At 61.0% G+C, this 18,612-nt stretch carries 15 protein-coding genes, 2 tRNA genes and 2 rRNA genes; 12 read left to right on the top strand and 7 right to left on the bottom strand.

Annotated features, from left to right (window positions below; genetic code table 11):
- The 5 genes from IRZ31_RS12220 to IRZ31_RS12200 form a co-directional block, all read left to right on the top strand.
- A 16S ribosomal RNA gene (locus tag IRZ31_RS12220) occupies window positions 1-88 on the top strand; the annotation flags it as partial.
- 417 nt (window positions 89-505) lie between these two features.
- Window positions 506-579: transfer RNA gene (locus tag IRZ31_RS12215), tRNA-Ile, on the top strand.
- 13 nt (window positions 580-592) lie between these two features.
- Window positions 593-665, top strand: a tRNA-Ala gene (locus IRZ31_RS12210).
- 69 nt (window positions 666-734) lie between these two features.
- Window positions 735-851: ribosomal RNA gene (rrf, locus tag IRZ31_RS12205) — 5S ribosomal RNA — on the top strand.
- Window positions 852-1,099: 248 nt separating this feature from the next.
- On the top strand, window positions 1,100-1,582 hold the full coding sequence (locus IRZ31_RS12200) for a hypothetical protein (RefSeq protein ID WP_297154039.1): 483 nt from the start codon (window positions 1,100-1,102) through the stop codon (window positions 1,580-1,582).
- A 42-nt stretch (window positions 1,583-1,624) separates the two neighbouring features.
- Here IRZ31_RS12200 and IRZ31_RS12195 read toward each other — a convergent pair whose 3' ends face one another.
- From IRZ31_RS12195 to IRZ31_RS12185, 3 genes are all read right to left on the bottom strand, one after another.
- Window positions 1,625-2,743: an SAM-dependent methyltransferase gene (locus tag IRZ31_RS12195; RefSeq protein WP_297154037.1), complete on the bottom strand. Its 1,119-nt coding sequence runs from the start codon at window positions 2,741-2,743 to the stop codon at window positions 1,625-1,627.
- 128 nt (window positions 2,744-2,871) lie between these two features.
- The gene (holA, locus tag IRZ31_RS12190; RefSeq protein ID WP_297154036.1) at window positions 2,872-3,972 is read right to left on the bottom strand and encodes a DNA polymerase III subunit delta; all 1,101 of its coding nucleotides are present in this window, start codon (window positions 3,970-3,972) and stop codon (window positions 2,872-2,874) included.
- Between the two features lie 81 nt (window positions 3,973-4,053).
- Window positions 4,054-4,425, bottom strand: coding sequence for a hypothetical protein (locus tag IRZ31_RS12185; protein WP_297154034.1), 372 nt, complete (start codon window positions 4,423-4,425; stop codon window positions 4,054-4,056).
- A 281-nt stretch (window positions 4,426-4,706) separates the two neighbouring features.
- Between IRZ31_RS12185 and IRZ31_RS12180 the strand changes: the two genes are divergently transcribed.
- Window positions 4,707-5,075 carry a hypothetical protein gene (locus IRZ31_RS12180; protein WP_297154032.1) on the top strand — a complete coding sequence of 123 codons (369 nt, stop codon included), beginning with the start codon at window positions 4,707-4,709 and terminating at the stop codon, window positions 5,073-5,075.
- Window positions 5,076-5,081: 6 nt separating this feature from the next.
- On the opposite strand, the gene IRZ31_RS12175 is transcribed toward IRZ31_RS12180, so the two are convergent.
- On the bottom strand, window positions 5,082-6,011 hold the full coding sequence (locus IRZ31_RS12175; protein ID WP_297154031.1) for a DUF92 domain-containing protein: 930 nt from the start codon (window positions 6,009-6,011) through the stop codon (window positions 5,082-5,084).
- Window positions 6,012-6,606: 595 nt separating this feature from the next.
- Here IRZ31_RS12175 and IRZ31_RS12170 point away from each other — a divergent pair.
- The 4 genes from IRZ31_RS12170 to IRZ31_RS12155 all read left to right on the top strand — a co-directional run bounded on the left by IRZ31_RS12170 (window position 6,607) and on the right by IRZ31_RS12155 (window position 11,800).
- Complete coding sequence (locus IRZ31_RS12170; RefSeq protein WP_297154029.1) at window positions 6,607-7,848, top strand: hypothetical protein; 1,242 nt, start codon at window positions 6,607-6,609, stop codon at window positions 7,846-7,848.
- Between the two features lie 25 nt (window positions 7,849-7,873).
- A complete protein-coding gene (locus IRZ31_RS12165; protein WP_297154027.1) occupies window positions 7,874-9,736 on the top strand; it encodes a glutamate mutase L in 1,863 nt (620 codons plus the stop codon).
- 169 nt (window positions 9,737-9,905) lie between these two features.
- Window positions 9,906-10,919, top strand: coding sequence for a hypothetical protein (locus tag IRZ31_RS12160; RefSeq protein WP_297154025.1), 1,014 nt, complete (start codon window positions 9,906-9,908; stop codon window positions 10,917-10,919).
- 116 nt (window positions 10,920-11,035) lie between these two features.
- Window positions 11,036-11,800, top strand: a complete 765-nt coding sequence (locus IRZ31_RS12155; RefSeq protein ID WP_297154023.1) for a methyltransferase domain-containing protein — start codon at window positions 11,036-11,038, stop codon at window positions 11,798-11,800.
- 113 nt (window positions 11,801-11,913) lie between these two features.
- Here IRZ31_RS12155 and gpmI read toward each other — a convergent pair whose 3' ends face one another.
- Window positions 11,914-13,503, bottom strand: coding sequence for a 2,3-bisphosphoglycerate-independent phosphoglycerate mutase (gene gpmI, locus IRZ31_RS12150; protein WP_297154021.1), 1,590 nt, complete (start codon window positions 13,501-13,503; stop codon window positions 11,914-11,916).
- Between the two features lie 556 nt (window positions 13,504-14,059).
- On the opposite strand from gpmI, the gene IRZ31_RS12145 reads away from it, so the two are divergent.
- Both IRZ31_RS12145 and IRZ31_RS12140 read left to right on the top strand, forming a co-directional pair.
- Window positions 14,060-15,475 carry an HD domain-containing protein gene (locus IRZ31_RS12145; protein ID WP_297154019.1) on the top strand — a complete coding sequence of 472 codons (1,416 nt, stop codon included), beginning with the start codon at window positions 14,060-14,062 and terminating at the stop codon, window positions 15,473-15,475.
- Complete coding sequence (locus IRZ31_RS12140; protein ID WP_297154018.1) at window positions 15,462-15,965, top strand: hypothetical protein; 504 nt, start codon at window positions 15,462-15,464, stop codon at window positions 15,963-15,965. Before IRZ31_RS12145 ends, IRZ31_RS12140 begins: the two co-directional genes overlap by 14 nt.
- A 104-nt stretch (window positions 15,966-16,069) precedes the next feature.
- Here the strand turns inward: IRZ31_RS12140 and IRZ31_RS12135 are convergent, their stop codons facing one another.
- Window positions 16,070-16,753 carry a helix-turn-helix domain-containing protein gene (locus tag IRZ31_RS12135; RefSeq protein WP_297154016.1) on the bottom strand — a complete coding sequence of 228 codons (684 nt, stop codon included), beginning with the start codon at window positions 16,751-16,753 and terminating at the stop codon, window positions 16,070-16,072.
- Between the two features lie 119 nt (window positions 16,754-16,872).
- Window positions 16,873-18,438 (bottom strand): APC family permease, encoded by a 1,566-nt coding sequence (locus IRZ31_RS12130; protein ID WP_297154014.1) that lies wholly within the window; start codon window positions 18,436-18,438, stop codon window positions 16,873-16,875.
- Between the last annotated feature and the right edge of the window lie 174 nt (window positions 18,439-18,612).

Below are 18,612 nucleotides of genomic sequence, written 5' to 3'. Positions count from 1 at the left end.
GAGGCAGGCGTCGAGGGTGGGGTCGGTGATTGGGGTGAAGTCGTAACAAGGTAGCCGTACCGGAAGGTGCGGCTGGATCACCTCCTTTCTAGGGAGTCGACTGGAGGATACTACAGCAGGCAGTAAGAACGCGGAGCCGTCACGATAGAGGCTAAGACCTCTCCTGTGAATCTTGTTGAGATGCAGATGCATCCGCTCGATTGCTCTGGCTCCGTCCCTGCCGTGCTCGTACCTCCTCTCCCAGGTCGATCCTGTCACTCGATTCAATGCTCCGGCTTCTCCTCTCTGCGAAGTCGGAAAGCCGCTGAAAAACCCTCTTGTCAGAAACACTGACAGGTGGTAAAATAATAAGCGGTGATCGGGTGGCAGCAGTGCAGAGAGTACCACTTGCCATAAGGCTGATGCCTGGCAGGTCGGTCGTCACAAACTCGCCTTATCACTCTCCAGGTGTTCGGGTCACCCGGCACCCGTCAATGTGACCTCACCAATCCTTAACCGTAACTGTGGGCTATTAGCTCAGGTGGTTAGAGCGCAGTCCTGATAAGACTGAGGTCCCTGGTTCGAGTCCAGGATGGCCCACCCACCCGCACAGGGGGATGTAGCTTAGTTGGTAGAGCGCTGCCTTTGCACGGCAGAGGTCAGGGGTTCGAATCCCCTCATCTCCACCTGAGGGGATGTCAGTTCCCTGTCGGATGAACTGACTCGCTCAATTGCTCGCCTGTCCATGCAGGTGGGGCGGTGACTATAGCGGAAGGGAAACACCCGTTCCCATCCCGAACACGGAAGTTAAGCCTTCCAGCCCCGATGATACTGCGGGGGAAGCCCCGTGGGAAAGTAGGACGTTGCCGCCCCACCTGCCTGGATGGGCGCTTTTTTTATGTCCCCCTCCTGCTCCTTGACTTCCCCACCATCAGGCAAAAGACAATGATAGACACCTACGCTGCGCTTCGCCTATAATAGATTCTGAACCCATGATGAAGGCGTTCTCTCTGCCGCCCCAGCTTGTGACTGCTGCGAAGTCGCTGGCGCTGGTTGGTGGCAGATCGCCTGGCTCGCTATTCTCTCGCCTGGGAGCTTGTTTAACTGGGGGACTCGTGTGATGAAGCCCTGGAAGCTGTTGACACGCCTCGCTGTGGCGATCTTCCTCGTGTTAGTCATTGTGGCTATCTTCGGCCCCAACCTGGCCGATTTTGCCAAGGGCCTCCTTGGAAATGTGGGCAAGCCTTTCTCTAACACTCTGTCGTTGCCCTCCTCCAACATCCAGGCCCACCTGGTCCATTCTCCTGACCCGACAGATGCCTCGGCTCCCTCCCCTTCTCATCTGCAAATCGCTGTCCAGGGCCTTAAACCTGCTACCACTTACTATCTGACCATTGATGAGGGCAGCTGTGGCGGCCCCACTCTGCTTTTAGTCGGCTCGCTGACGACTGACGACATGGGAACCGCCCTCAAAGATTTCTCGCTCAATCTCAGCGATCCTGCAGGTCTGGCCTCGCGCAAGCTCTGGCTCAATTTCCATCGCGGCGACTTCAACGGTACGAGCAGCGCCTGCTCGCCTATCGATACCTCTCTGCTGCGTTAGAGGCTCACCGGCTTCAGCTGCAGTTGGCCACGGTCAGCGCTGCTAGCGGGACGCGGCTCTGCGCCTCATAATGAGCACCTTGAAGTTGCCCAGTCCCGCGGGATCGGTCAGGGCCAGGACTTGTTGACGCAGGTTATACCAGCGCAGCAGGGCAATCTGCCCCTGATCCGTGGCTCGCTCTTGATCTGCTGCCCCGAAGTGGGTGCGACGGAGCTGTTCGAGTTCCTCGAAGATGCCCATGCGTTCTAGCCAGGCGCGCTGCGTAGTGAAGAGACGGAGACGAAGACCGTGACGACGCCCTTCGTCAATCAGTGCACTGAAATTAACGTGGGCTGTAATGTCCTGCTCTCCGGGCCTTGCCAGGGGCTGCTCGTTGATGCGGTGTTTGTGGTAGCAGAGCAGGGTCCCTCGGAGCCGTGCACGGTTGTAGAGGCGGGACGCCCGGTCTCCGTAGTCGATCACAAGCAGGAAGCCTTGCCGCAGCAGCAGGGCTTGCAGCTCTATCCAGCGCAGGGCCTCCAGGTTGATCTCTGCCCGCCAACCATCAGGAAAGCCTCGCCAGCGAAGGCAATAGTGGTCAAGATAGGTAACCACTTCTGGAGCTGACGGGACAGCGATCTCCCGCAATCTGCCTTTATCGAGGCCCACATAGATCTCGTAAAGCTGCCCCTGGTGTACTTCGACGAGATGGACCGGGAAAGCGTCGACTAACTCGTTGGCCAGGATAACATGAGGGGCCCCGTCTTTCTCACAGAGCTGCCGCAGCGCCGCGGCAGACAGTACGTCTTCCCCACGATGAAGATCCAGGCTTCGATAGCTAAGGGCCGCGGCAAACGCCGGCTGCTCTTGTTCGGCCCAGTCGTGAACTCCTGCCTCTAACTCGCCTCGCCCGGCTCCTTGCTCCCAGACGCGGAAGGGCTGCGGATGGCCCAGCTCCTCCCACATCTGGAAGAGTTGACGCCCCAAACAGTGGGCGAAGAAGTGCCCGAGGTCGCCGCTCGTGAAGTAATCCCCAGACCAGCCGATACGCGAAGCGCCGGCTGTATAGTAACCGCTCTCTGGATCGTAGAGCGCCATGCGCATATATTCGGCGAAGGGCAGCGGCCCCTCGCGCTCGATGCGGGCGATCAGTCTCTGTTCAAGGAGAGAACTCGTGGCCATCGGTGCATTCCTGGGAACAGCTTGATTAAGGGTTGGTGGGTTGCGTCTGGGAGGAGGCTGAACAGGCGCTTGTCGCTGTCAATAGACTGACGCACGGATCTGTGGCTGATGGGCCAGGCCAGCCGCCGCTAGGGACGAGCGGGGGTGGTGAAGAAGTGCATGAGCAGCAAATCAAAGGCGACCTCGGGGCTGAGGCGACTGCGCTTCAAGGCCGCGTCTGTTTCGACCAGCTGGCGATAGATGAACTCAAGCTGAGCCAGACTGAACTGCCGCACTTGCTGAGCAGCTCGCTCGGCGATGAAGGGGGCAATGCCCAGTGTCGAGGCGATCTCTGCAGCACGCAATCCCTTTTGCGTAAGCTCTTTGACGAGCAGAAGTGTGCGAACCTGCGAGAGCATGAAGCCAAGTAACAGCAACGGCGGCTGCCCCTCGGACAGCAAGCTATGAAGGATGTCAAGAGCTTGCTGCTGCCTCCGCTGGGCCAGAGCATCGGTCAGATCGAAGATGCGTGTCTCCTGCACCTGGGCAGAGAGGACTCGCACCTGAGGAACATCGATGGTGCCACCTTCGCCGACGTAAGTGGCAAGCTTCTCCAGCTCGTTGGCCAGCATGCGCGTCTGGCTGCCGATGAAATTCGCCAGCAGCGTCACCGCCTCGCGCGTAATACGGACTTTAAGCCGCCCAGCGCGCTCCTCGATCCAACGTTCGAGGGCCGCCCCTTTGGGAAGCATGCTTTTGATCTCCTGGCCGTAGCGGCGAGCCGCTTCCACCAGAGGGTGACGCGCCTCAAGTGCCTCATCAACCAGGAGGATCAAGGTTGTCGAAGCCGGCATCACAGGCACAAAATTGGCCAGACCTTGCTCAAAGTCAGCGCGCGACGTGCCCCCAGCTTTCTTGCTTCCCTTACGCGTACGGCTGCGCTTGCGCTCCTCAGTACCCTCTCCTGCTGCTGAGGCAGCCCCCTGATCGCTCTCGGTAGAGGTGCTAACCGCCTCCCGCTCCTGAGCGATCGAGGAACTGCTCCGACGCTTACGGGGCAGCCCCTCGACAATTACCAGCCGGCCCTCGCTCAGGAAGGGCAACGTACTACACGTTGCCACGATGGTCGCCAGCTCGGTTTCATCGCCGTGGTAGGTATCCTGGTTGTAGCCAAAATCCCCCTGCTGACGAAGGCTTCTCAGCGCTTCGCGGCTGCTGAACTCGTCATCGCCGTGCAGCAAATAGAACATAACCCACTCATTCACTTACTCACTTGCCATCAGTGAAAAGAAACACCCCCGGCGACCTTGCTGGCTGGCTACAGCCGCGTCTCACTCGGGCAGGAGCGTCGTTTGCCGGCGCGAGCGGCGGCTCTCTGAGCGTGCGGCGAGCCAGTCAGCCAGCATACCGCCGGCTAGACCCAGGACGCTGCACAGGAACAGCGAGCCGAAGAAGGTCGCCCCAACCTGGGCATTGGGCAAAGGTGTATCGAAAATCAGCGTATCGACCCAGCCCAGAATCGCCAGCAAGCCGATAAACGCCCCGATGAAAGCTCCCAGCAACACAATCCAGCGCCGTCTGACCAGCACCACGCTGACCCAGAAGATCACAAAGAGTGAAAGGGGCAGCGACAGTAAGAAGCCGAAGAGGCTGGCCAGGAAAAGCCCATCGCTGGGATTAATGATAAGTGCTGGTCCTCCCATAGACCTTGCATTGCCTCCCGCTAGCTAGCTTTTGCGTTCGTATTATACTGCAGCTCCAGGGGGCTGACAATAGCGGCTCCTCCTGCCCCTCTTCGCTGACGAGGAGGAGACCGCCCCGCTTGTCAGAGGTCAGGGTGGCGCCAGAGGGCTGAAATCCTGCCGCTGAGGGTCAAAGGCTACCTTCTGGCTCTGCAACACCTCCCAGCGCTCTGCGTATATATAGGCAGTCAAACCCTGGAAATAACCTTGCATCTCAACCGGACGAATTCGAGGAAAAGGCCATGATGAATCGCATGACAACTCTGGGCTTGGACGAGCGTCTAGAACGGGTGCTTGCTTACGCGCTCTTCTGGATCTCGGGCCTGATCCTCCTCTTTGTTGAGAAGAACCGCAATGTTCGCTGGCACGCTGCCCAATCGCTGGTGACCTTCGGCGCACTCTCACTGGCGGTTCTGCTGCTTCAGTTCCTTCACGGGCTGTTGAGCCTGCTGCCCCTCTTGGGCTGGCTCATTGGTTTTGGTCTGAGCCTGCTGATCAATCTGCTCGGCTGGCTGACGCTACTGCTCTGGTTGTGGCTCATGTTGATGGCCTGGCTCAGGCCGGACTATCGGCTGCCCTTCTTCAGCCGGCTGGCGGACAGCCTCGTGTAGCCCTGGTCAGGTCCGCGCTGGCGGTACAAGGCAACGGCTGAGGGCAGCGGCGATCAGGCTGCCGCTCAGAGTAGCCAGAAAATTCACTACATCGTTGTTGACTCCTGGCCAACCGCGCACACGCTGGGTAAGGCTACCACAGCGTAGGTGGCGACGCTGCTCGGTCTCCTGCCCACAGCGCGGACAGCGATAGACAGCCTGCAGGGTGGCGCCAAGGAGACTGTCGACCAGACAGCCTGCAAAACCGCTGAGCCAGGTGATGGCGGCTAGGAGTAGAGGTCGGCCAGGACCTGGCTCTCTGGTGGCGCCGGGGAGCAGGCGAGCCAGGGCGAGCAAGCCCTGCAGCACTATCCCTAGCGCCAGAGCGCCCGCCGCTGCGGCCAGCGTGCCCGGCCAGGAGACTGCCCCCGAGATGCCTGGCGCTACCGGGCGTCCACTTGTGATCAGGCGTGGAGGGCGACGGATCAACATGCCCACTTCGGTGGCCCAGGTATCAGCTGTAGCGGTAGCCAGAGCACCTCCAAAGGCGGCCAGCCAGGGATCACAGGGTGTGGCCCCGGCCTGGCCCGAGGAGATCCTGGAGCGCCGACGTAGCCCATAGCGCAGCGCACACCAGGTGGCTACACCACCGTTAGCCGCCACTTGCAACATGTCGCGGGCGCTGCCCTTGTTGGACTGCTCCGCCGCGATACGGGCCTTCTGCTGCCGGCGGAAGCGGGAAAGCAGGCTGGAGGAGACAAAGAAGAAGATAAGGGAGAGACCCAACTCCCAGCCACCTGCCCCGGCGGTCATCGTGCCAGTCACGATAGCTGCTGGCACTCCACTGCGACTGAGAGCGCCGCGGCGCTGAGCTAGCAGGCTGATCCCGCTGCTCACCAGTAGCCAGAGTAGGAGCCGCCACCACCACGGGCGCCGGCTGGCCCTCCTTTTCTCCATCGCCGTTTCTCCTCCTTTGTCTGGCGAATGATAAGCATCTGTCCTATCTTTTGTTACAGAATGCCGACAGTGCCAGTTCTATTGTAAAAAGGGCCTTGCTCGCCTGCAAGGGGCAGAGAGCGGAGTCTGCAGCGGAGAGAAGTAAGTAGTACTTTTGGCTGGGAATTATGGATCTATAGTATCATATCAGTGAGCCTGGTCATGTTTATCATCAGGTAGATATAGCAATCGAGGCAGGCAGCCAGCGCAGTGCGTTGCGTGCCAGCAAAAAGCATGCTACACTGCGAGCGAGCCAGATCCAGGAGCGAAGGTGACGGCCTGGTGAAAGTGAGGAGCAACAGTGATTAGGTGTAGCAACTGTGGAGAGCCAGTCGCTGCCGGCATGGCAACGTGCCGGCGCTGCGGCTTGCCTTTATCTGGCGGAGTTGGAAGTGCTGCAAGTGCTGCAGATGCGCAGAAAGGGGTATCTCAGCGGTCAGAGTTGCCGGCATGGCTGCAATCGTTACGGGCAGGTGAGGGCCTGCCCGCGGGTGCTACCGGCCCCATTCCTCTTTCTGCCGCTGATTTGATCGACGAGGAGAGCCTCCCGAGCTGGATGCGCGCGGAGCAAAAGGAAGATACAGCGGAATATCAGTTTCCTGGCGGTTCCCAGTTTGGCGGCCCAGCGAACTACGCGGCAACCCCGCCAGCGCGAGGGATTGCTGCTCGCTCTCTCATCGATGAGCAGGCTCTGCCTTCCTGGATGCGTGAGGGGCAGGGGCAGGAGGGAGCGGGAGCGCGCGAGGGCGGGCTGAGCGGTCAGAAGGATATTCCCGCCTCTAGCCTGGTAGAGCCGGAGGCCCTGCCAGAATGGATGAAGTCTTTAGGGCCGTCAACGGTTGGCCCGGCTGGTACGGAGCCTTCTGCCAGGGAGTCTTCGCGGCCCGCTTCGTCAGAGTGGGGTCAGGCGGCGGGCGCACAGCCAGGGCTAGCTCCAGCGCCCGGGCAGCCTCTGCAGGCCCACGACCTGATTGATCCGCAGCAGTTACCGGATTGGCTCCGGGGCCAGAACTCGCCTACAGAGGCTGCCACAAAACTGGGTGCTCCTGGAGCCGGCGGCGCTACCCGGCTGGAAGCAGCTTCTCTGATCGATATGAATGCTTTGCCTGCCTGGCTGCGTGAGGGTCAGCTAGAGAATGCAGGCCCACGACCTGCGTCGCCATCGCCAGGGGGACAAGGTGGCCCGGTGGCCCCTCCTCCTTCGCCGTCTCTGCCTGCCGGTGGCCTGACGGCGGCCTCGCTCATCGATATGAATGCTTTACCCGAATGGCTACGCTCCTCAATGGAAACGCCTGCTCCCGCTGGCTCTAGTGGACAGAATCCAATGGCCATGCAAGAGCCTGGGCGAACGCTGCCCGATCCTATGCAACCGCGCGTGGAGAATATGCGCGTGCCCAGCCGACCCCGCACGGAGCTAGGCGTCAGTGAGCAGAGTGAGGCGGCAGCCAATGTTTTTGCTTCTCTGCTGGGGGTGGCCTCGGCTGCGCCTTCGTTGCCTGCTCAAGGCGCTGACCCCCGCTATGGGCAGGTGGCGCCAACCTCGCCTCCGGCTGCTCCCGCTGCTGGTGGGGTGATGCCTGCGGCGCCGGCGGCTCCTCCGGGGTATCCCGCGACGTATATCGGCGCCAGCGCCAGCGCGAATCCGGCGCCGGCGGCCTCCGCATATGCGGCGCCGCCTCCATCTGCACCCCCTCCAGGGCCAGGCGCCGAGGCTCACGCGCAGTCCCGGGCACAGGCTCAGGCCCGGCCTGCTAAGCGTAGCTTCCTCGATGTGATTCGTAGCTGGTTCCCGCATTAGGTGAGAGAAGAGGGGTGTTCTGGAGATGCAGACGCAGTTGAATCAGCAGGAGGGTCAGGCAACCGCTCATAGAAAAGATGCCGCTGCCGCCAATTCTATTTTGGTTGCCGACTGCGGCAGCGTGCTGACCAAGGTTTCGTTACTGGGCCTGGTCGAAGGGCAGTATCGCCTGATGGCGCGTGGCGAAGCTCCAACAACGCTGGCGGCCCCCCAGGAGGATATTACGCGGGGCATCGTGCAGGCCATCAACGAGATTGAACTGGTCACGGGACGGCAGATTATTGTCGATGGCCGTTTGCTGGCACCGGAGCAGCCGGATGGCAATGGCGTGGATGTCTTCGTGACAACTATTAGCGCCGGTGGCCCGCTTCGTTTACTGGTCCTGGGCGCGGCCAGCCCCACACTAACAGACCTGGTCAGCCAGGCGGTCTCGGGCCTCTATGCTGAGACCCATGCCTTGCCTTCTCCAACGTTTACCGCGAGTATGGCCGCCGGTCAGCTCTCACAGCCGGGCGCGACACCGCTACCTGGTGTAGGCCCCGTACCCTGGACTCCCGAACGCCTGGCCCTGGAATGGCGCCGGCAGATCGATCGACTGCGCGAGCTGCAGCCGCACGCGGCTATCATTGTTGGCATGGCCGATGGGCCGACAGGGGCAACTCCTATTCAGGAAGCCTGCCAGCTCCTGGTGAATGCAGCCCAGGAGCAGCGCGAGAAGACGCGGCTTTTCCCTTTGCCGGTACTCTATGCCGCCGCTCCTCAATATGTGGAGGCCTCTCGGCGCCTCATCAACGGCGCCGGCGAGGTGGTGCGTCTGGACCCCCTGGTCTCGGCCTCCAATCTCAGCCCGATCAGTCTGGCCGTCAGTTCGCTCTACGAGCGCTCGATTCTGCGTCGTTTACCGGGCAGCGAGACCCTCTGGTCCTGGTCTTCGGCGACCCCTGTGGCGACAGCAACCTCCCTCAGCAGCCTGGTGCGCTTTCTGGCTCACCACTATACAATGAATGTGATGGCGGTTGATGCAGGAGGGGCTAACACGACGTTGCTGCTGGCTGGTGAGCGCGGGGAGTTTATCCCGATGGTCAACGCGGGCATCGGCGTCGGCTCCGGCCTGGGTGAGTTGTTGAAGCGCGTCGGTTCCCAGCGTATTAGCCGCTGGCTGCCCTTTGATGTCTCCGATGAGGAGCTGCGCCAGTTCGTGCTCAATACGATGCTGCACCCCCACGTGGTCCCCAGCAACCAGCGGGAGCTGCAGATCAGCCAGGCGTTTGCGCGTGAGGCGATCCTGCTGACCGCCGAAGCGCTGAAAACTGGGGCCCTTAGCAATTTCTCGCCTGATCTGGTCCTGGCCACTGGCGGCGTGCTGGCCCATGCCCCGCGCCCCGCTCAGGCTGCCTTGATGCTGCTCGATGCCTTGCAGCCGCGCGGCGTGACCTCGCTGGTGCTGGATCGCACCTTGCTCTTCCAGCAGTTGGGGGCAATTGCCACGGTGAACCCGGTGGCTGCCGTGCAGGTCAATGAGAACGATGCCGTGACCCATCGCCTGGGAACCTGTGTGATCCCCTATGGAACTCTGCCGCCCGACCAGATTGCGCTGCGGGTCGTTGTGGAGTATAGTAATGGGCGACAGGTCCAGGTCGAGGTCATGAGCGGCTCGATTGAGGTAATCCCTCTGCGTCTGAATGAGCAGGCACTGCTAACGCTCTATCCTGCCCCGACGGTCGATGTGGGGCTGGGTCCGGGCGAGCGCGCCCGCGCTGCCGAGGAGATCGATGGTGGCCTGGTGGGCCTGATTATCGATGCCCGCGGTCGCCCCTTGGTGCTGCCAGCGGATAAGGCCGAACGCCACGCCCGCTTGTTGCAATGGTCTCAGGCCATTGGCGCCTAGTCGGACACTGGCCGCCAACCGGCTGGTGAGCAGCACCCGCTACCGCTCAGACCTGATCTTGTTTATGTGTATTGGAATTGTCGTTGTTGCTGTTCAAACGGTTCTCTGAGGTCTACTGTCGTCGATGATGCTCTTGTGATCTGGCGCGTGCATGGGAGGCGCCGTTACGATGGCCTATCCCCTGGGGTGGTCTGTACGCTTGCAGGTTGTGGTGCGCAGAGAGCGCTGGCCCGGTGGCTCGCGCGCTGGAGCGGTGGCGCTGGTCTATCCCGGCCAGATGGTCGAGCCGGACCAGCCGGTGATCCGGCTGAAGCGTGAGGAGCACGGCGAGGAGCTAGCTGGTCTTCCTCGCCTCTCGCTACCAGCGGTGACGCGGAAGCTACCGGCAATTCATCCAACGGCGCTGGCCCTGCCTGCTTTGGGTGAGGAGACAGTGCCGGCTGGCCTGCGGGGGCGTGTTGTCGATGTGACGGCTCGTGGTGGGGTGGTGATCGAAAGTCAGGTGGTGGCTATCCAGGGAGTGCTCGGCGCCGGCCCCCAGGTGGCTGGTGTACTGACGCTCTGGCAGGCTCTGGGCAACGACGGCTCACGTTCGGTGCAGCCTATTCCTCCCGGCGCTATTCTGGTAGTACCTGGCCCGCTGAGCTTTCTTCTGTTGCGCCATGCCCTCAATTCCGGTGTCGTTGGCATTATCGCCAGTAGCATCGTTCTGCGCGATCTTGAAGGCTTCCTTCACGCCGACCTGCTGGAGTTGGTGAACAGTCCGGGTGGCGAGGATCTGCAATCTCGCTTGCCGCCCCTGACGATTATGTTAACAGAGGGCCTGGGGAGTTTGGCGATGCCCGCACGCCTGCTGCAGCTGCTGAGTTGCTATCAGGGACGGGTGGCCCTCCTCTCGGGTTTTACATCAGTTCGACGGCATGCGCTGCCGGAGCTGCTGATCTCCCTCACCGCTGCCGAGGCTGAGGCCCTCCCCAGCCAGGAGCCAGATCTGGCGCTGGTGCCCGGGGCGCGAGTGCGTGTCTGCTCTGGCGACTACTGCGGCAGAACGGGCGAGGTGCTCTCGCTCTTCCTCCATCGTCAGCGCCTCCCCTCTGGGGTACGTGCTCAAGCGGCTCGTGTGCTTCTAGAGGAGGGCGAGGTGATCGTAGCGGCCCTTTCCTGCCTCGATCGCATCGGGTAGATCCGCGGTGGCTCTCTCCTGTTGGAAGTGCACTCATTCTCGCTAACCGTTGCTCGTCCGTTTTTCTTTTTTTGTGTTGGTCGAGCAAGCTATCTGCAAGAAGCTGAGGTGTTGTCTTGGCTGCCAGCGATTGGAATGCGGCCCTCTATGATGCGAAGCATGCCTTTGTTTTTGCCTATGGCAGCAGCCTGGTAGAGCTGCTGGCGCCGCGCCCGGGCGAGCTAATCCTCGATGTAGGTTGTGGAACGGGCCATCTGACGGCCACCATTGCGCGCAGTGGCGCTCAGGTGGTGGGCCTCGATCGCTCGCCGGCGATGATCGAGGTTGCTCGCCAGCGCTATCCAGACCTCGAATGGCGCTTAGGCGATATTCGCTCTTTTCTCTACCCGCGTCCCTTTGATGCCATCTTCTCCAATGCCACCCTGCACTGGATACCCGAGGCCGAGGCCGTAGCCGAGGCTTTGGCGCGCTTGCTCAAGCCGGGCGGGCGCCTGGTGCTGGAGATGGGAGGGCGCGGCAACGTAGCGGCCCTCTACGCTGCCGTGCAGGAGGTGCTGCATGAGCGGCTGGCAGTGACGCCACCCAACCCCTGGTATTTTCCGGCCCTGGGGGAATATGCTGCCTTGCTGGAGGCTCATGGCTTCGAAGTCCAGGCTGCCTGGCTCTTTGAGCGCCCAACTGTGCTAGAGGAGGGTGAGCGCGGGCTGCGCCTCTGGCTGGAGATGTTTGGCTCTGCCCTGCTAGAGGCGGTGCCGGTAGAACGTAAGGAGGAGATCCTGGCCGCCATCGAGGCCAAGGCCCGCCCTGTGCTCTTTAGAGAAACAGAAGAACACTGGGAGCTGGATTATCGCCGTTTGCGGCTCCTGGCCCGTCGTCTTTGAGGGGGACCGTTCTCCCCTCAGAGTTATCCACACCGGTGGAGAGTTATCCACATATGTCACCACAAGATGTGGATAACTCTCCCGATTCCACCACAAAATGTGGATAACTCTGTCTACTGCTGAGGTAGGAGCAAGGAGCGACCTGTCATCTCGCGCGGTTGGGGCAGCCCCATAATCTGCAGAATGGTTGGCGCGATGTCGGCCAGAATGCCATCGCTGCGCAGTCTGGCATCGGCAAGTTGGGGCACAACCAGGTAGAGCGGCACCGGGTTGGTCGTGTGGGCCGTCATGGGCTTGCCGCTGTCGTAGTAGATCATCTGCTCGGCATTGCCATGATCAGCAGTGATCAGCAGGCCGCCTCCCACCGCCAGGGTGGCCTCTACGACACGCCCAACGCCGGCATCGACAGCCTCGACAGCCTTAATGGCCGCCTCCAGCACGCCGGTGTGGCCGACCATGTCGGCGTTGGCATAGTTCATGATCACAAGATCATACTGACCACTGCGGATGCGCTCAATGGCTGTCTCGGTGACGCCCGGGGCGCTCATCTCAGGCTGCAGGTCGTAGGTTGGCACCTTGGGCGAGGGAACAAGCAGACGATCCTCGCCGGGGAAAGGGGTCTCGCGGCGCCCATTGATGAAGTAGGTCACGTGGGCATATTTTTCGGTTTCCGCCGTATGGAACTGGCGCAGGCCGTGCTCGGAGATGACGCGGGCCAGAGGCATCTCTACCTCGTCGGCGCGGAAGGCTACCTCTGCCGGCAGCCCTGCCTCGTACTCAGTCATCATGACGAAAACCAGGTCGCGCAGACGCGGGCCACGCTCGAATTTGCCAGCGGCCTGGGGCGGCAGTTCTTCCAGCACAAAGGCTTTGGTCAGCTGGCGGGCACGGTCGGGGCGGAAGTTATAATGGATGAGGGCGTCGCCTTCCTGGACAAGGGCCAGCGGATGCTCCTCCTCCATGATGACAGTGGGGACGATGAATTCGTCGGTGATGTTGCGTTCGTAGGACTGCTGGATAGCGGCTACCGCCGATGAGGCACGCTCGCCCTCACCGCGCGTCATGGCCAGGTAGGTTTTGGCAGTGCGCTCCCAGCGATTATCACGATCCATAGCATAGTAGCGCCCACTGACCGTGGCCACACGCGCCGGGTGATCGCCACCGATCTCGCGCGCGCGCGCCTCCAGGCGCTTCATGAATTCGATGCCGGCGGTGGGCGATGTATCGCGCCCATCGGTGAAGGAGTGAATATAGACGTGCTCGATCTCATGCTGGCGGGCCAGCCGCAGCAGGGCCTCCAGGTGATCCTCGTGGGCGTGCACTCCGCCGTTGCCAAGTAGGCCGCAGATGTGCAACTGCGAGTGATTGCGTTTGACGTGTTCGATGGCCTTGAGCAGGGCTGGATTCCGGTAAAAGCTGCCGTCCTGGATAGACTCGCTGATGCGGGTGAAATCTTGCAGGACGCGTTTGCCTGCTCCGATGTTCTGATGGCCAACCTCGGAGTTGCCCATCTGGCCGGGGGGCAGACCAACAGCCTCGCCCGAAGTCCTGACGAGGGTATGTGGCCACCGGCGCTCTAGCTCGTCGATGTGTGGCGTACGTGCCAGAGCGATGGCGTTGCCCTCTTTGCGCGGGTTGAAGCCCCAGCCGTCCATCACGATCAGCACGAACGGGCGTGGTCGCCCAGTAGATGCCTTACTCATCGTTCCTCGTTCTGCTCCAGTCAAAAAGTTAAGGCGTGTGTCCTATTGTATCATGGCCACCGCTGACCTTCAGCAGGCTGCGGCCAGAAAGCTGCAGGATGGGAGAGAGAGCTGACCACAGCAACTGGGCAGGATGGGGTGGGACCGTGCAAGGAGGCCGGGTCTCTGGTGAAGAGGAGTGGAGAGCGAGGAAGATAGCGATCGCCGATCAGCGGACCAGATCAGCCAGCGCAATAGGCTGCACGGCCACTTTTCCAGAAGGGGCGGGCCGGTCTGGTCGAGCAGGCCAAGCTGGCTATCGCCTGTGGCCAGAGGCCATGATATAATAAATCCGTTGCACTTGCTGTGACCTGTCCTGGATCAGGCAGAGAGGCAGATCGCTTCCAGCAATTCCCCCGCCAACATCGCTAAAGCTCGAAGAAGGAGAAAACCAATCGTAGCGAACCAGCAAAGGAACGACTCTATTAGGGAAGGGAAGCGAATATACACATATTCGATGCGAGATATCATTTTAGAACTGGCCCGGATTTTTCGCGCACATAACAAGCAGCTGTACATGGTGGGGGGGACGGTGCGCGATGTGCTGCTGGGGCGCAGTGAGTCAAGCGATGCCGACCTGGCGACAGATGCACGCCCGGACGAGATCAAGCGCCTGGTAGCGCCGACAAAGCCGACGGCCATTGTCCTGGTAGGGGAGCGTTTTGGCACGGTGCGCCTCCACTACGGCGAGCATATTATTGAGATTACAACCTTCCGCGATGAGCGCTACAACCCGGAGTCGCGCAAGCCGGAGGTCTGCTTTGGCACCGTACTGGAGGAGGATCTGCGCCGGCGTGATTTTACGATCAATGCTATGGCCTATGATCCCCTGACAGGCCAGCTCTATGATCCGTTCGGCGGGCGCCTTGATCTAGCGCGACGTCTCTTGCGCGCCGTCGGCAACGAGCCTGATAAGCGCTTCGATGAGGACCCGCTGCGCCTCCTGCGCGCTGTGCGCCTGGCGGCCCAGCTCAATTTTACCATCGAGGAGGAGACGCGCCGCGCTATCACCCGTCAGGCGAGCAAGCTGCAAAAGATTAGCCGCGAGCGTATTCGAGACGAGATGCATAAGCTGCTGCTCTCGCCTCATCCGGCGCGTGGCCTGGATCTGCTGGTCGAGCTGGGATTGATGCAGTGGATTATTCCCGAAGTGCTGGAGCTGCGCGGCGTGAGCCAGCAGCAGAGTCAGCGGAGCGTCCCTTCGAAAGATGTCTATGCGCACGTGCTGCGCGTCGTGGAGCGCACTTCGCCGCGCCCGGTAGCTCGATGGAGCGCGCTGCTGCACGATATCGCCAAGCCGCGTACACGCACGGTCGAGGATGGCAAGGTGCATTTCTTCGGCCATGAGGAGGTTGGGGCGACGATGGCCCGCGATATCTTGCGTCGCCTCCACTTCGATCGCGATTTCTGCGAGCGCGTTGCGCGTGTGGTTCGGCTGCATATGCGCGCCAATGCCTATAGCTCTGATTGGACCGATGGGGCGGTACGTCGCCTGATGCTGGAGGCCAACGATGATCTGGAAGATTTGCTGGATCTCTCTCGGGCCGATATTACCAGCTACCGCGCCGATAAGGTTTCACGCGCCGCCGCTCGCGTTCTGGAACTGGCCGAGCGCTGCCGCCGCTTGAAGGAGGAAGCCGAGCGCGTGCCGCTGAAAAGCCCGCTGGATGGCCATGAGCTGATGGCGATGTTTGGGCGCGGCCCCGGTCCCTGGCTGCGACCCCTGAAGGACTATCTGCTCAGTCTGGTTATCGATGGAGTGCTGGCCCCCGACGATAAGGAGCGCGCCGCTCAGTTCGCCAGGGAGTTCGTAGCTCAGCAAGAGCGACAGAACCAAGTGCAGCAACAACAGCAACATGATCAACAACAAGAGAAACAAGAGCAGAGACAGCGAGAAGAGCAACATGAGGGTGTGAGCCATGCCAAAGAATAAGCCAGGAGCGCAAACGCAGTCGCAGGCGCAGGCTGCTGCCTCGCCCCCATCTCCCTCTTCGTCTGCCTCCCAGAAGCTAAAGGCTGGTGAGCAGCCCGCCGAGGCGCGCAAGGGACGGCAGGAGCAGAAGCCCCGCATCGGCGGCCCTGCAGTGCCAGGGGCGAAGTCCACACTACCACGCACGGCCACTGCGACTGATCCCCAACAGCAGCAGTATGAGAACATGAATCGGGAGATGCGCCGTCGCCTGCGTCAGATGAAGGCCGGTCCCTATAGCGAGGCCCCTTCTGCCGCCGAGAAGTATCGTAAGAAACTGGAGAAGCAAAAGCGGAGAAAAGAGCAGCAAAAGAAAGCCGTTGAAAGAATTGCCGAGACGGCTCCGCATCAGATCCACCTGGGGCGCCGCCTGATCTATTTCGTGGTCGCCATTGTGCTGGTCCTGGTCGTGGTGATTGTTCTGGCCGTACTGCATCACTTCGGCGTCTTCTAGCATGTACTCATGCGTATATCGCTTGAGCTGAGGCGCTAAGGCCCGCTGTGCCCTGCCGTGCCTGTCTTCTCTACTGGTGTGCGTTGTCTTGCACAGTCTTAGTCTCAGAGTAGCTTACGGTGGAGAATGGAGATCAGCGTATCGGTCAGAGTGAGAATTTCCTCGAACTGACGCGCCTGTTCCTCCAGAGGGAGACCACGGCTCTGCCACCGGGGAAGCAGGGATTGCTCGAAGGTGGCGATCTCGCTGCGCACCAGCTGGCGCAGGTGAAAGCGAATGAGGGTTACCAGGGCCAGCGGCAGGCCCAGCTCCATCAGCCGGCGATAGAGTTCGACCAGCAGGAGATCGTCGCCGCTAAATAGAACCTGTTCGCTCTCCTGCACGGGAAAAAGCAGCTCCAGCCGTAGCAGCTCATCGAGCAGCCCGGGCGAGATTCCTGTCTGCTCAAGCAGCAATTCGCGGCTGAAGCGCGTCTCCTGACTGCTTGCTGCCAGAGGTCGCAGGAGCCTCTGCTTCAGGGCCAGATTCATCTGGACTTCACCATGTTGGGCGCGGATCTCCAGCAACTGTCTGATCAGCTCAAGTGGCAGGTTATGCTTCTCTTTCAGCTCTTTGATCAGGGCCAGAACGCGCACGTGTTCCCCGCTGTAGTAGGCGACGCGGCCTCGCTTGTGGGGCGGTGGCAGCAGACCCTGCGTATTGTAGAAGCGGATGGTGCGGCTGGGAATGCCTGTCACCTGTGATAATTCATCTATACTCAGCTCTCGCTCGGTATCTTCTTGCTGCAAGGAAAGCGGACCTCGGCACGTGTGAGATAGTTGCTGTTACATATAACGTGCCGCTGGCCCGCTTTCAAGACTCGCCGGACCACAGGCGAGTGAGTGCTTTGCGGCTAGCCAGCGCTCGCTCAGGCTGAGGCGCTACTGCCGCCGGCGGCATCGCTGGCAGGATTCACGCCCTCGGACGAGCCGATGACCTCGGCCAGAATTTCTTCGTCGGAGACATCTCGTCGCATGGTCGCCTGGCCGATAAAGTAGATCACGGCCCCGGCCACCAGGGAGATGGCAGCAAAACCTACTAGCGAGAGATCCCAGGCCAGGGTAGTGATCAGCGTCGTCCAGGGCGAGATAAAGATGACGGCTACCCCGAAGGCGCTGGCGATGCAGCCGATGACTGCGCACAGGTAGAAAACCCAGTCTGGTGCCAGCTGCACGCGCTGGAAGCTCTCGCGGTACTTGTAGCGGATATAGATCACATCGATGAAGAGGAAGACCATTGAGATGCACCAGATGATAGTGACCGCGGCCTGGAGGACATCGTAAACAACCGTTGACAGGTCCGAGGGCTTAAGCGCCTGGATAACGAAGGGGGCGATGATGAAGGTGATGACCGTCAGAACGCCCGATATGATGCTCTGGACCAGCACCGCCACCCAGGGCACACGGTTACGGTTGACCCTGCTCATCACGGTGGGCAGGCGTCGGTCAAGGCCAGAGACGAAGAGCAGGCGCCCGAAGGAGTAGTTATAGACGACGGTGTTGAAGAGGAAGAAGCCGATAAAGATGAGGTTGACGATAGTGGCCAGCACGTTGCCCGCCGGGCCAAAGCCGTATTTGACCGCTGCGGCTACGACGGAGGGGTTGCCCTGGCTCTGGATAGCTGGGGGGACGGCCATCATGACGCCGAAGGTGCCGAGCAGATAGGCCAGCATGACGACGACCGAACCCCAGAGAAGATAGCGCGTGATGGCGCGTGTGTTCTGGACCTCTACCCCCATGTTAAGAGGGACCTCGATGCCGAGCAGGGCCAGAATCACCAGGCCGTAGAAGGTGTAGTTCGTGTTGTTGAGCTGCCAGTGGGCGGCGGAAAAATCGGCCTGGGCCGGGTGACCACTTAAGAGCCAGATCAGGCCGGCGAGGCCAACCAGCAGAATGGCGCCGCCGTAGGCGACAAAGATGACGTTGACGAGGTTCTGTGTTACGCGAAAGCGCAGCACCGAGAGCAGGCAAGAAAGGGCAATGACCAGGAGAATCAGCAGGCCCTGCTGCCAAGGCTCCGCGAGCAGGCTGAGACCGTACTGGCTGCCGAGCTGCTGAATGAGGGAAACAACGGCGTCGCCGGTGGCGATCATCACGAGTACGCCAGGCCACCAGGCGCAGAAGCCGGCGAAGAAGCCCATGAAGGCCCCGAAGGCGCGCGTGGTCCAGACGTAGATCGATCCCTCACCAGGGAACATCAGGCCAAGCTGGCCAGTGACAATGGCACCGGGAATGAGAAAGGTCAGAAAACCTAAGATCCAGTAAATAAAGGCTGCTGCCCCGGCTCCTGTGACAACGCTGGAGTTGCTGATGAAGAGGACGATGGCTACGAAAATCGCGACCATGTCGAAGGAGTTGAGGACTTTGGGGAGAATGCCGCCAGCGATACGCTCGGAGCGCAAGACTGTGCCGCTGTTCTCTGCTGCTGTCTCCATAAGTGCTTGCCTCCCGGCTGAAAAGCTGGTCGCTGGTTCGTTCGCCGGCTTCCTATTCTCCTCTCTGTGACCTATGTACCTTGCTGCTTGCCATCTCGTCTGGACTGGACAAGAAGGGTGTGGCCGAGTAGGAGGAGAAGGCTGGCGAAAGTCCGGACGACCCTGACGACGGTT

It is taken from the genome of Thermogemmatispora sp. (genome assembly GCF_019683635.1).
GTDB lineage: Bacteria > Chloroflexota > Ktedonobacteria > Ktedonobacterales > Ktedonobacteraceae > Thermogemmatispora.
Note: the sequence above shows the minus strand (reverse complement) of the source record. Positions and strands in the feature narration are given on the sequence as shown.

Excerpts from the sequence above, each read along its gene's own strand:
- IRZ31_RS12200 (WP_297154039.1), top strand. The coding sequence starts at position 1,100 with ATGAAGCCCTGGAAGCTGTTGACACGCCTCGCTGTGGCGATCTTCCTC.
- IRZ31_RS12195 (WP_297154037.1), bottom strand. The coding sequence starts at position 2,743 with ATGGCCACGAGTTCTCTCCTTGAACAGAGACTGATCGCCCGCATCGAG.
- holA (WP_297154036.1), bottom strand. The coding sequence starts at position 3,972 with ATGTTCTATTTGCTGCACGGCGATGACGAGTTCAGCAGCCGCGAAGCG.
- IRZ31_RS12185 (WP_297154034.1), bottom strand. The coding sequence starts at position 4,425 with ATGGGAGGACCAGCACTTATCATTAATCCCAGCGATGGGCTTTTCCTG.
- IRZ31_RS12180 (WP_297154032.1), top strand. The coding sequence starts at position 4,707 with ATGATGAATCGCATGACAACTCTGGGCTTGGACGAGCGTCTAGAACGG.
- IRZ31_RS12175 (WP_297154031.1), bottom strand. The coding sequence starts at position 6,011 with ATGGAGAAAAGGAGGGCCAGCCGGCGCCCGTGGTGGTGGCGGCTCCTA.
- IRZ31_RS12170 (WP_297154029.1), top strand. The coding sequence starts at position 6,607 with ATGCGCGCGGAGCAAAAGGAAGATACAGCGGAATATCAGTTTCCTGGC.
- IRZ31_RS12165 (WP_297154027.1), top strand. The coding sequence starts at position 7,874 with ATGCAGACGCAGTTGAATCAGCAGGAGGGTCAGGCAACCGCTCATAGA.
- IRZ31_RS12160 (WP_297154025.1), top strand. The coding sequence starts at position 9,906 with ATGGCCTATCCCCTGGGGTGGTCTGTACGCTTGCAGGTTGTGGTGCGC.
- gpmI (WP_297154021.1), bottom strand. The coding sequence starts at position 13,503 with ATGAGTAAGGCATCTACTGGGCGACCACGCCCGTTCGTGCTGATCGTG.
- IRZ31_RS12145 (WP_297154019.1), top strand. The coding sequence starts at position 14,060 with ATGGTGGGGGGGACGGTGCGCGATGTGCTGCTGGGGCGCAGTGAGTCA.
- IRZ31_RS12140 (WP_297154018.1), top strand. The coding sequence starts at position 15,462 with ATGCCAAAGAATAAGCCAGGAGCGCAAACGCAGTCGCAGGCGCAGGCT.
- IRZ31_RS12130 (WP_297154014.1), bottom strand. The coding sequence starts at position 18,438 with ATGGAGACAGCAGCAGAGAACAGCGGCACAGTCTTGCGCTCCGAGCGT.